General features: G+C 60.2%; 9 protein-coding genes. 5 read left to right on the top strand and 4 right to left on the bottom strand.

Going from position 1 to position 12,580, the window contains the following annotated elements; genetic code table 11:
- Positions 1–133: 133 nt before the first annotated feature.
- The gene (gene mak, locus ACO6VX_RS10060; protein ID WP_022625152.1) at positions 134–1,045 is read left to right on the top strand and encodes a fructokinase; all 912 of its coding nucleotides are present in this window, start codon (positions 134–136) and stop codon (positions 1,043–1,045) included.
- A gap of 83 nt (positions 1,046–1,128) precedes the next feature.
- Here the strand turns inward: mak and eat are convergent, their stop codons facing one another.
- Positions 1,129–2,493, bottom strand: a complete 1,365-nt coding sequence (gene eat, locus ACO6VX_RS10055; protein ID WP_033766618.1) for an ethanolamine permease — start codon at positions 2,491–2,493, stop codon at positions 1,129–1,131.
- 249 nt (positions 2,494–2,742) lie between these two features.
- Here eat and ACO6VX_RS10050 point away from each other — a divergent pair, with 249 nt between their 5' ends.
- On the top strand, positions 2,743–3,747 hold the full coding sequence (locus tag ACO6VX_RS10050) for a phosphotransferase enzyme family protein (RefSeq protein WP_346532134.1): 1,005 nt from the start codon (positions 2,743–2,745) through the stop codon (positions 3,745–3,747).
- A 162-nt stretch (positions 3,748–3,909) separates the two neighbouring features.
- Entirely contained in the window at positions 3,910–4,977 is a 1,068-nt protein-coding gene (gene qhpR / locus ACO6VX_RS10045; protein ID WP_033779673.1) for an AraC-like transcriptional regulator QhpR, read from the top strand.
- Here qhpR and ACO6VX_RS10040 read toward each other — a convergent pair.
- The 3 genes from ACO6VX_RS10040 to sbcD all read right to left on the bottom strand — a co-directional run bounded on the left by ACO6VX_RS10040 (position 4,974) and on the right by sbcD (position 10,361).
- Positions 4,974–5,345 (bottom strand): cell envelope integrity TolA C-terminal domain-containing protein, encoded by a 372-nt coding sequence (locus ACO6VX_RS10040; protein ID WP_422458098.1) that lies wholly within the window; start codon positions 5,343–5,345, stop codon positions 4,974–4,976. The genes qhpR and ACO6VX_RS10040 overlap by 4 nt on opposite strands.
- Before the next feature lie 145 nt (positions 5,346–5,490).
- Positions 5,491–9,165 carry an AAA family ATPase gene (locus ACO6VX_RS10035; protein WP_346556332.1) on the bottom strand — a complete coding sequence of 1,225 codons (3,675 nt, stop codon included), beginning with the start codon at positions 9,163–9,165 and terminating at the stop codon, positions 5,491–5,493.
- Entirely contained in the window at positions 9,162–10,361 is a 1,200-nt protein-coding gene (sbcD, locus tag ACO6VX_RS10030) for an exonuclease subunit SbcD (protein WP_010255305.1), read from the bottom strand. Before sbcD ends, ACO6VX_RS10035 begins: the two co-directional genes overlap by 4 nt.
- Before the next feature lie 197 nt (positions 10,362–10,558).
- On the opposite strand from sbcD, the gene phoB reads away from it, so the two are divergent.
- The gene (phoB, locus tag ACO6VX_RS10025; RefSeq protein WP_003852491.1) at positions 10,559–11,248 is read left to right on the top strand and encodes a phosphate response regulator transcription factor PhoB; all 690 of its coding nucleotides are present in this window, start codon (positions 10,559–10,561) and stop codon (positions 11,246–11,248) included.
- A gap of 14 nt (positions 11,249–11,262) precedes the next feature.
- Entirely contained in the window at positions 11,263–12,576 is a 1,314-nt protein-coding gene (phoR, locus tag ACO6VX_RS10020; RefSeq protein WP_010255313.1) for a phosphate regulon sensor histidine kinase PhoR, read from the top strand.
- Positions 12,577–12,580: the final 4 nt, after the last annotated feature.

The following is a 12,580-nucleotide window of genomic DNA, read 5'->3' as shown; positions in this document are numbered from 1 at the left end:
CGTGGCGCGATCGGGCGCACAAGTCTGCGAGAGTCAGCGCGCATGATAGCGAAACATCGGAGTGGTTTCATTGCCTTTCCGGCAGACGCCTTTTACTGTATCTCTCACCTGAACGAATAACGAGGACGTAATCTTGCGCATAGGCATAGATCTGGGTGGCACCAAGACAGAAGTGATCGCATTGTCGGATAAGGGAGAGGAGCTGTTCCGCCACCGGGTGAATACCCCGCGTGATGACTATCAGGCAACGGTACAGGCGATTGTCGATCTGGTCACGCTGGCGGAGCAGAAAACCGGCGAAACCGGCACGGTCGGCCTAGGTATTCCCGGCACGCTTTCGCCTTACAGTAAGCGGGTAAAAAATGCCAACTCCACCTGGCTCAACGGTCAGCCGCTGGATAAAGATCTGGCGCAGGCGCTGAACCGGGAAGTGCGTATCGCCAACGACGCCAACTGCCTGGCGGTGTCGGAAGCGATCGACGGTGCCGGTGCCGGACAGTCGCTGGTGTTTGCCGTGATCATCGGCACCGGATCGGGCGCCGGTGTGGCGATCAACGGTGAGTCGCGTATCGGGGGCAACGGCAATGCCGGTGAGTGGGGCCACAATCCGCTGCCGTGGATGGATGAGGATGAGCTGCGCTACCGTCAGGAAGTGCCCTGTTATTGCGGGCAGCAGGGCTGTATTGAGACCTTTGTTTCAGGCACCGGTTTTGGTATCGACTATCAGCGGCTGAGCGGCGTACATCGCAAAGGTGCGGAGATCGCCTCGCTGCTGGCGCAGCAGGATCCGATCGCCGAACTGGCGATGAGCCGCTATGAGTTGCGGCTGGCAAAATCGCTGGCGCAGGTGGTAAACCTGATCGATCCCGATGTGATTGTACTGGGCGGTGGGATGAGCAATGTGGATCGTCTCTATCAGACCGTGCCGGTGCTGATGAAGAAGTGGGTATTTGGCGGGGAGTGTGAAACGCCGGTGCTGAAGGCGCAGCATGGCGACTCCAGCGGCGTACGCGGTGCGGCGTGGCTCTGGCCGCTTAACGGCTGAGTTACCCGAGCATCCGCTGACGATTCAGCGCCAGAGAGACCCGGCGCTGAATCGTTAACCCAAGGCACTCACCCGCGCCGCTTTTATTCGCCGACCAGCATACTGTCCTGCGGCGCCCGATCGCGCTGCGCTTTGGTGGCGAGGAAGTAGAGATAGCCTGCCAGCATGATGGCGAAAAACAGCGCGCCTATCACCGGATTAAACCACAGCATCGCCAGCAGACAGACCACCGACAGCAGCAGGGCGATGCCCGGAACAATCGGATAGCCCGGCGCGCGGAAACTGCGGACCATCTCCGGCGCGCTGCGGCGCAGTTTAAACAGGCTCAGCATACTCATGATGTACATCACAATCGCGCCAAATACCGCCATGGTGATCATCGCCGCCGTCAGCGTCATCCCCTGCAGATTAATCACACCATCGCTGTAAATTGCCGCGATACCCAGCACGCCGCCGAGAATAATCGCCCGATGCGGGGTCTGGAAACGCGAAAGTTTGGCCAGAGAAGGCGGCAGATAGCCCGCGCGTGCCAGGGCAAAAAACTGCCGTGAATAGCCGAGGATGATGCCGTGGAAGCTGGCAATCAGGCCAAACAGTCCAATCCACACCAGCATATGCATCCAGTTAGAGTGTTCGCCGACAATCATTTTCATCGCCTGCGGCAGCGGATCGTTAATATCGGCAAGTTTGCGCCAGTCGCCCGCGCCGCCCGCCATCAGCATCACACCTATCGCCAGCACCACCAGCGTCAGAATTCCGCTGATGTAGGCGCGGGGAATGGTCCGGGTCGGATCTTTCGCCTCTTCGGCCGCCATCGCCGCGCCTTCAATGGCCAGGAAAAACCAGATGGCAAAAGGAATGGCGGCGAAAATGCCGGAGAAGGCGGGCAGTCCGAAGCTGTCACTGCCTGCCCAGCCGTGTGCGGCGAAGTTCGCCAGGCTGAAGCCGGGTGAAACCACACCCATAAACACCAGCAGTTCAATCACCGCCAGCACCGTCACAACCAGTTCAAACATCGCCGCCAGTTTTACGCCGAGAATATTCAGCGTCATAAACACCAGGTAAGCCCCGACCGCCGCAGTCTTCGGGTTCAGTTCGGGATACTGCACGTTGAGATAAGCCCCAATCGCCATGGCAATCGCCGGTGGCGCAAAGACAAACTCAATCAGCGTCGCCAGACCGGCAATCAGTCCGCCGGTTTCGCCAAAGGCGCGGCGACTATAGGCAAATGGCCCGCCTGCATGGGGGATCGCGGTGGTCAGTTCGGTGAAGCTAAAAATAAAGCAGGTATAGAGCGTGGCGATCAACGCGGTGGTGACCAGAAATCCCAGCGTGCCCGCCACGGCCCAGCCGTAACTCCAGCCAAAATATTCGCCTGAAATGACCAGGCCAACCGCAATCCCCCACAGATGCAGGGTGCCCAGAGTGGGCTTGAGTCTGTTTGTCATACTGTTATCCCCGTCGTTGTTGGTCTCACGCGGCGTTACACCGCCATTACGCTACAGTAAGGGGATAATGCCGTTGCATTACTCGCCACGACTTGACGCGGGCGCAGTGACTTCTGTCCTCCACGGTCAACTCACAGGCAACAACCGGGCCAGCTGCACGCTGCGGTCAACTTTGTCTCTTCCGGAGTCAAGCAGCTCACCTTCTGGCAACGCATGCTGAGATAACGCAAGTGACAAGGAGCCGGACTGATGAGCGCTAAACAATATGACAACCTGACTGATTCCCAACTCACCCTGATGGCGCAGCAGGCGCTGGCCTGTTATCCCGCCGCGCTGCAGGGCCAGCTCAGCCTGCTGTGCCGCTCAGAGAACGCCACGTTTCTGCTGCAGGCGGCAGGCGGGCGTTATGCGCTGCGACTGCATCGCGGCGATTATCATCAAAAAGCCGACATCGTCAGCGAACTGCTGTGGCTCAATGCGCTGCGCGAAACCGGCATTATGGTGCCGGAAGCGGTGCCGGACAAAGAGGGCGAAACCGTGCTGACGCTGCGGCTGCCGGAGGGCGGTGAACGCTACGTGGTGCTGTTTCACTGGATCGACGGAGAGATGCCGACCACCGACGTCGATCCCCGCGCTTTTCAGCAGCTCGGCCAGATCACCGCGCGGCTGCATCAGCACAGTAAACAGTGGCAGCCGCCTGCGGGTTTCCAGCGCATCATCTGGGATCACCACACCATGACCAGCGCAGAGAGTCACTGGGGACGCTGGCAGGATGCGCCGAATCTGAATCCTGCCGATCACGGCGTGGTAGAGCAGGCGATAAGCCAGGTCGGCGCGGCGATGACGCAATTCGGTAAAGGATCGGATCGCTATGGCCTGATCCACGCCGATCTGCGGCTGACCAATCTGCTGCTGCACAAGGGCGAAACGCGGGTGATCGATTTCGATGACTGCGGGCTAGGCTGGTATCTGCACGATCTGGCGGCGGCGATCAGTTTTGTTGAGCATCATCCGCGCGCGCCAGAGTGGATCGATCACTGGATCCGCGGCTATGAGCAGGTGGCGCATATCAGCGATGCGGAGATGGCCATGCTGCCCGCGCTGTTAATCCAGCGTCGTATCCAGCTCACCGCGTGGGTGGGATCACATGCCGAAACCGAAATGGCGCGCAGCCTGGGATCGGCGTGGGCCAGCCACTCGGTCCGCCTCTGCCGCCGTTATCTGGAAGGTGAGCAGCTGCCGGTCGGCGTCTGATGCACCAGCGGCGGGCGCCGCTGCGCCGCCGCAGTGCCCTGCGCGTAACCTGCACGCCGCCCGGACAGCCCGCAGGCGGCGCGTCGGGCATCAGGGACCTGGTATGGAAATTGCTCGGATAGGAGTAACGGGTGATCCACCTGAATTCTGACTGAGGCGACCATGAATCCGACACTGATAAAGCCCGATGCGTTTGCGGCCTGCTCGGCAGCGGCGGGGGCAGGCAATCACGGCGTGCTGGCAGCGGCGGCGACCGGCTTAGGCGACTTTATTCATACCCAGGGCGGCGATGTTGATCGTATCTTCGGCATCAGCGGCATCGATCCGGAGCGCCTGGCCAGTCCGACGCTCAGCCTGGGGCTGGTTAACTACTGTCGGGTGCTGGAAGAGGCGGCGCGTCACTCCGGTTTTGATAACTTCGGTTTGCACTACGGCAGGCAGTTTAAACCGCAGTCATTAGGCCTGATCGGCTACATCGGTTTGTGCTCCGCCACGCTGGAACAGGCGCTGCATAATGTGGTCAACGCATTTCCCTGGCATCAGCACGACACCTTAACCCGGCTGGTGGATAAGGGAGAGTGCTGGCGGCTGGATTATCAGGTGCGACATGGCGCGATCCTGTCGCGCCGACAGGATGCAGAGCTGACGCTGGGGATGTTTATGAATCTGATCCGCCACGTGGCGGGCAGACACTGGGCACCGCGCGAAGTCCACTTTGAACATCCGCGTCCCGGCCAGTGGCACGATCACTGCAAAGTGTTTGATGCGCCGGTCTGGTTCGATCAGCCGTTTAATTCACTGGTGATCCCCAAGCGCGATCTGCTGCGCGCCATGCCGGAGAGCGATCCGATCCTGTTAATGGTGATGCAGGATGCGATCCGACGGCTTAACCGTGGGACGTCACAGCAGAGCATGATTGAGCAGGCGCGTTCGCAGGTTAATTTATCGCTGATGCAGGGTGAGCCGGTGCTGGAAGAGGTGGCGGATAAGCTCGGACTGTCGAGCTGGTCACTGCAGCGGCGGCTGCGCGAAGAGGGCAGCAGCTTTACCGCGCTGGTCGATCAGGTGCGCTGCGAAATGGCGACATACTATCTGCAGCAGAAGCAGCTGCCCATCTCTGAGATGGCGCTGCTGCTGGGCTACTCGGAAGTCAGCGCGTTTTCACGCGCGTTTCGTCGCTGGTTTGGCATCAGTCCGCGCCAGTGGCGTCAGGAAGGTCTGGCCAGCTAACCGCGCGGCGCAAAGCCGAACCACGCCGGTTGTCCAGGCTCCGGCGGCGGCGGCAGATCGCGGGTCTGCGCGACCAGTTGCCAGGCGCGCAGGCAGAGCGCTTCATCACCCTGCGTCTGGGTCACCGCATAATGTCTGCTGTGTGGTTGCCACTCCATCCGTACCAGACATTGCTGACCGGCGTAACGCGCCGCATCGCTGAACTGCCGGTTCAGTACTGGCTGCATTTGATTAGTCCAGTGACAGGATTGACTGTCAGGATCTTTCGACGGCTGACAGAGGTTTGCCACGCTATCCCGTTGCTTTGCCACAGGATGCTGACAGGCGCTGAGCGACAATGCAATAATCACCCCCGGCAACATTCTCATCGTTATATTAATTAAATTCATTTAACTGGCCAACTTTCCTTAAAGATCTTCCGGTATGCTGCCGACAGTCTACAGACCGGCATCATGAATGCTATGGCATTACTCCGACTGTCGACAGAACCAGAATTTACCGCCCTGGCGCCCGCTATCCCTGCGGCAGTTCCAGCTGGCTGTAACCCAGCCCATTCATCTTGCGTACTTTAATCTGAACCGGAATGCGCTCTTTCATCGCTTCCACGTGGCTGATCACCCCAATGGTTTTGCCACTGGCGTTGAGTGCATCGAGTGCGTCCAGCGCGGTGTCGAGCGTCTGCGCATCCAGCGTGCCAAAACCCTCATCCAGAAACAGCGATTCGATGCGCGTTTTGTGGCTGACCAGATCCGACAACGCCAGCGCCAGCGCCAGACTCACCAGGAAGCTCTCACCACCCGACAGCGTGCGGGTATCGCGCGCCGCATCGGCCTGCCAGGTATCGACCACATCCAGCTCCAGCAGATCCTGCGCCCGTCGCTGCAGCAGATAGCGGCCATGCAGCCGATCGAGCTGACGGTTAGCCAGGGCCACCAGGTGATCCAGCGTTAAGCCCTGGGCGAAGCGCCGGAATTTATCGCCGCTGGCGGAGCCAATCAGATCGTTGAGCAGGCTCCACTGCGCCAGCGTCACACCATCCTGTTCAATCTGCGTCATCAGGCTTTGCTGGCGCACACGAAGGCTGGCATCGCTCTGTAGCTGCTGCTGAATCTGACCCTGCTGGCTGGCGTTGTCGCGCAGTGCCAGCCGTAACTGCTCCAGCTGTTGCGCCAGCGCCTCGGCGGATTCCGGCATCGCAGCGGGTTTCGCCTGCTGATGGAGACTGAGCCGCTGACGCAGATCCGCCAGTCGCGCCTGCTGCTGCTGGCATTGCTGATCGAGCTGCTGCAACTGCTGACGCAGTTGCACTGCGGTCTGCTCATCCAGCAGCGCCGCGCGCAGGCTGGCTTCATCCGCGAATCCGGCGCTCTCCAGTGCCTGCTGCAGCGCGCTTTCCGCCTCTGCCAGTTTGCTATTGAGCGTCTGCCGCTGATTTTCCAGTCCCGAAAGCTCACCCTGCAGGCGACTGACTTCGGCCTGTGCCTGTTGCAGGGCGGTGAGCTGCTGTGCCAGTTGTTCATCAGCCTGCTGAACGCGGGCCTGCATCTGCTGACGGGCGAGGGTGACCTCGCGATCGCCAAACAGCACCAGACGGGCACGGCGCATCTCGCTGAGCTGCATCTGGTTCTGATTTTGCTGCTGCTGATGGGTAGTGAGCTGCTGCTGCTCCAGTTCTGCCTGTTGTTGCAGGGCAGTGAGCTGGGTTTCCCCCTTTAACAACTGCGGTTGCAGGTTAGCGAGCAACCGCTCACTTTCCTGCCAGCGCTCCCAGCGCCGCTGCTGTTCTGTCAGCCACGCATCGCGATGGGCAGCGTCGGGCAGGGCAAGGTTGTGTGCACTGAACTGCTGCTCCAGACGACTCTGCAATTGCGCCATGGCCTGCTGTTCCTGCTGCTGACGCTGTTGCAGCGCATCCAGCGCCTGTTGCAGGCTGGACAGCGACTGCTGCGCCAGCTGTTCTGCCTGCAAATGCTGCTGCCAGGCCTGTGACTGCTGAAGATAGTAATCTTTTGCGGCCTGACGCGCCTGTTCGGCGGCTTCCTGCGCCTGTCGCTGTTGCTCAAGCTGGCTTTCACGTTCGCTTTGCTGCTGCTCCCACGCGGTTAAGGCATCGCGATCGGCGAGCGGGAAGGTAAGTGCCAGCTCACTGCTCAGCGCCTGCCATTGCTGCTCAAGCCGATCGAGCTGTTGCTGCATCTCCGCAATCTCATCGCGCAGGGTCTGCTGCTGCACGGCTGACTGTTTCAGCTGTTCGCTTTTTGCCGTGCCCGCTTCGCGCAATGCCTCGGTTTGTTGCTGCAGTGCAGCCCGGCGCTGCTGGTTAGCACTTACTTCCAGCGTGCTGTAGGCCTCAACGGCGGGATGCGTGCAGGAGCCGCACAGCGGACAGGGCTGATCGGCGGCGAGCCGGGCGCGGTAATCGCTGAGATCGACAATCTGCTGCTCCAGCGCGCAGATTTTTTCGACATCATCCAGCTGCTGTTTCTCGCGTTTCCACGTCTCGCGCAGGGCCTGGAGTTCCGCTTCACTCTGCTGATGCGCTTTTGCGAGCGTAGCCAGCCGCTGCTGGCGCTGGCCCAGCTGCTGGTGCAGCGGCTGCCACTGAGTTGAAAGCAGCAGCAGTTGCTGACGAGCCGGACGGCTGTTCTGCAACTGGCTTAATGCCTGACGCAGTGCGGCAGGCGGACGCTGTTCCTGTAGCGAAGTTAGTACTTGCTCCGCCTGCGAGAGCGCCTGGCGGGCCTGTTGCTCCGCCTGCTGGCGCGGGAGCGCCTGTTCTGCCTGCTGCTGCTGTTCCGCCTGCTGGGCAGCGATCTGTCGCTGCTGCTGCTCGCGCTGTTGCGCCAGTCCGGCCAGGGTCGCTTCACGCTGCGCCAGCAGGGCAAAGTTCTCCTGCCACACCGGCAGCGAAGCGCCCCATTGGGCGAGATCGGCAAGCTGCTGGCGTAACTGATGCTGTTCGGCAATCGCCTGCTGCCATGTCTCAACCTGGCGCTTCTGCTCTGCCAGGCTGGCCTGTGTCTGATCAGCATGCTGCTGCTGTCGGGCATTTTCCTGCTGCTGCTCTGCAAGCTGCTGCTGCAGTGCGCTGATCCGCTGATCCAGCGGCAGAACCTGTTCTGTCAGCAGACTTTCCTGCTGCTGCTGTTCCTGCAGCGCCTGCTGGCGGGCACTTTGGGTCGTCGCGTAGTGCTGTTGATGCTGCTGCTGTTGGCTCTGCGCCTGCTGCTGCGCCGCCGTGAGTTGCTGACAGCGGCTCACGACCTGCTGCTGATCGGTGCGTAACGCGTCGCGCTGCTGCAGTTTTACCCGCAGCTTTTCAGCCGGTTCGCTGCGTGCAAGACGATGACGATCGGCTTCTGCCGCCAGGGATGCGGCCTGGGCCTGCTGCAGCGCGACGTCAGCCTGCGCATCTTCCTGCTGTAACTGCTGCGCCTGCTGTTGCCACTGCTGCTGTTGCTGCGCCTGCTGATAGTGCGCGCTGAGCTGCTGTTCCGCATCGGTCAGATCGGTGAGCTGCTGTTGCAGCGCGGCGCGTGCGTCGCTATCCAGCAGCGCCATCGCTCCCGCCTGGCTGCGCAGCAGATCCAGCTGGGTTTTTGCCTCTTTGTGGCGCTCGTAGATGGCGGCGGAAATCAGACCGTAAATTTCGGTGCCGGTCAGCTCCTCAAGCAGTTCCGCGCGCTCACTGGCTTTGGCGTTGAGAAAGGCGGCGAACTGGCCTTGTGACAGCATCATCGAGCGGGTAAACCTTTCAAAATCGAGCCCGGAGAGGGTTTCGATCAGCTTCAGCTTGTCACCGACTTTATCGGCAACAATGATGTTGTCGGCGCAGCGTGCCAGCTCAACGCGCGGTGCCTGAAGTTTGCCGTCAGCAGTGCCGCGCGCGCGGTTCTGGCTCCAGAAGGCGCGCCAGGCTTCTCCTTTGATCTCAAACTCCACCTCGGCCAGACATTCGGCACAGTCGCGGGTCATCAGCGCATTCTGGCTCTGTGAAATCGCGCCCAGGCGCGGCGTCTGGTGATAGAGCGCCAGGCAGATGGCGTCCAGCAGGGTGGTTTTACCGGCGCCGGTGGCACCGGTAATGGCGAACAGGCCGTTGCTGGCAAAAGGTTCGGCGCGGAAGTCGATGAACCATTCACCGCGCAGGGCATTGAGGTTTTTGAACCGTAGCGTGAGGATCTTCATTGGGTCTCTTCCATGGCGGCCAGCGTCTGGCGGAACAGGGTGGTCATCTCGGCGATTTGCTCTGGTTGCAGCTCCTCATCCAGCGCCAGCCGGCGGGCAAAGACCTCCTCCACCTTCAGCTCACTCAGGGTTTCGTTGTCGAGCCGCGCCAGGCTCTGTTGCCGCTGTTCACGGCTGCGGCGGAGCAACAGGACTTCGACCGGCAGCGTGGCGGTCAGGGTTTCTACCTGACGCTGCAGATCGCTGAGGTACTCCTGGGTGGTGACTTCGATGTCGAGCCAGGTCGGCTTCTCCTGCTCTGCCGTGCTGAAGGCATTTAACTGCTCTGCAATCTGCGCCAGCGATCCTTTCAGCACCTGCATCGGCTGCGCCTGTGGCACCACCAGCGGCGTGACTGATTGCAGGCCGCTGGTGGTGAGTTCCAGCAGGAAGACGCTTTTTTCTGTGCCCAGCTCGTCAAAGCTCAGCGGAATCGGTGAGCCGCTGTAGCGGATATGCTCGCTGCCCGCGACGCGCTGGGCGCGATGAATATGCCCCAGTGCGATATAGTCAGCCGCGGGAAACGCGCTGGCCGGGAAGGCATCCAGCGTCCCGATATAGATGTCGCGCACTGAATCGCTCTGGCTGACGCCGACGGTGGTGAGATGGCCGGTGGCGATAATCGGCAGTGCATGGCCCAGCGCCTGGGCGGCGGTGAATCGCTGCTGATAGTGGTGGGCGATCGCTTCCAGCAGCGAGGTCTGCTTGTCGCGTCCCGACTGACCCGCCCGGCTGCGCAGGATATCGCGCGGCCGCAGATAGGGAATCGCACACAGCAGCGCGCCCGGCTCGCCCTGGCGGGTGTTGAGCAGCAGCACATCATCCTTCTCCTGCGGGGTGGCGATCACCCGGGTATTGAGACAGGCGAGCAGCTCACGCGACTCATTCAGCGTGGCAACGGAATCGTGGTTGCCCGCCAGCACAATCAGCTGACAGCCGCTGGGCTGCAGCGCCACCACAAAGCGGTTGAACATTTCGCGGGCGTAGCTGGGCGGTGTACCGGTATCAAACAGATCGCCTGCGATGATCAACGCATCCACCTGATGCTGTTCAATCTGGATCAACAGCCAGTCGAGAAATGCCTGATGTTCGGCTGCCCGACTTTTGTTGTAGAAGAACTGCCCCAGATGCCAGTCCGCAGTATGAATGATGCGCATGATGAGTCCCTGCCGTTGTGATTCGCCCGGCGATTATACTGGCTCTGCGGCCAAAGCAAAAAATTGTCGCTGCGCTGTCATAAATGATTACCAGTGAGGTTACAGGCAGGTTATGTTTTTCATAAAAGTGTCACAAATCTGACGCATAATGGCGCCGCGAATCTCAGTGACATCCGTCATAATCAGCAGGAGTAATAATGGCTAAGCGCATTTTGGTTGTGGAGGATGAAGCCCCCATCCGTGAAATGTTGTGTTTTGTTCTGGAGCAGAACGACTATCAGCCAATCGAGGCGGAAGATTATGACAGCGCCGTTGGCAAGCTGATTGAACCCTGGCCCGATCTGATTTTGCTGGACTGGATGTTACCCGGTGGCAGCGGTATTCAGTTTATCAAACATCTGAAACGCGAGGCGATGACACGCGATATCCCGGTGATGATGCTCACCGCGCGCGGCGAAGAGGAGGATCGGGTGCGCGGCCTGGAAGTGGGTGCCGATGATTACATTACCAAACCCTTTTCACCTAAAGAGCTGATGGCGAGGATCAAAGCGGTGATGCGCCGTATTTCGCCGATGGCCGTGGAAGAGGTGATTGAGATGCAGGGGCTGAGTCTGGATCCCTCCTCACATCGCGTGATGTCCGAAACCACGCCGCTGGAGATGGGTCCGACAGAATATAAGCTGCTGCACTTCTTTATGACCCACCCGGAACGCGTTTACAGCCGCGAACAGCTGCTGAACCACGTCTGGGGCACCAATGTGTATGTGGAAGATCGTACTGTCGATGTTCACATCCGCCGTTTACGTAAAGCGCTGGAAGTGTCCGGCCACGATCGCATGGTACAAACCGTTCGCGGAACAGGGTATCGTTTCTCTGCCCGCTACTAAACGGAGCCTTTACCGTGCTGGAACGCCTCTCCTGGAAGAGATTACTGACAGAACTGCTGCTGGTCTGTCTGCCCGCAGTGCTGCTGGGCCTGCTGTTCGGCGGTCTGCCCTGGTGGCTGCTGCTGAGCGTGCTGACGGTGCTGTTGTGGCATTTTCACAATCTGATGCGGCTGTCGCACTGGCTGTGGCTGGACCGCACCATGACGCCACCGGCCGGGCGTGCCAGCTGGGAACCGCTGTTTTATGGTCTTTACCAGATGCAGCTCCGCAACCGGCGGCGGCGGCGTGAACTGGGCAATCTGATTAAGCGTTTCCGCAGCGGTGCCGAGTCGCTGCCGGATGCGGTGATCCTGACCACCGAAGAGGGCACCATTTTCTGGTGTAACGGCCTGGCGCAGCAGCACCTGGGTCTGCGCTGGCCGGAAGATAATGGCCAGAACATCCTCAATCTGCTCCGTTATCCGGAGTTCTCGCGCTATCTTCGCCAGCGCGATTTCGACAAGCCGCTGACGCTGGTGCTGAACAACAAACTTCACATGGAGTTCCGCGTCATGCCCTACAGCGAAGGGCAGTGGCTGCTGGTGGCGCGTGATGTCACGCAGATGCATCAGCTGGAAGGGGCGCGCCGCAACTTCTTTGCCAACGTCAGCCATGAATTGCGCACACCGCTCACGGTGCTGCAGGGCTATCTGGAGATGATGAACGACTCGGTGATGAGCGAGCCTTCGCGCAGCAAAGCGCTGCACACCATGTCGGAGCAGACGCGCCGCATGGACAGCCTGGTCAAACAGCTGCTGACGCTATCGCGCATTGAAGCCGCGCCCGCAATCGATCTGAAAGAGAAGGTCGATGTGCCGGTGATGCTGAAACTGCTGCAGCATGAGGCGGCAACGCTGAGTGGTGGCCGTCACGACATCCATTTCCATACCGATCCCCATCTGAAAGTGTTCGGCAACGATGAACAGCTGCGCAGCGCCATCTCCAATCTGGTTTACAACGCGGTAAACCACACACCGGATGGCACGCGAATTGATATCAGCTGGCTGCGCGGCAAACAGGGGGCCATTTTCCGGGTGTGCGATAACGGGCCGGGCATCGCCTCAGAACATATTCCGCGTCTTACCGAGCGTTTCTACCGGGTCGATAAAGCCCGTTCGCGTGCGACCGGCGGCAGCGGGCTGGGACTGGCGATAGTGAAACATGCTCTGAGCCACCATAACGCGCGGCTCGATATCACCAGCGTGCCGCACAAGGAGACCTGTTTTACCTTTACGCTGCCAGCGAGGTTGATTGTCAGCAGCGTGATGCAGGAGAATGCCGTTCATTAATTGC

The organism is Pantoea sp. BJFS-204 (assembly GCF_049310725.1).
Lineage (GTDB): Bacteria > Pseudomonadota > Gammaproteobacteria > Enterobacterales > Enterobacteriaceae > Pantoea > Pantoea agglomerans.
The sequence above is the reverse complement of the archived record's forward strand: the minus strand, read 5'-3'. Positions and strand labels throughout refer to the sequence as shown.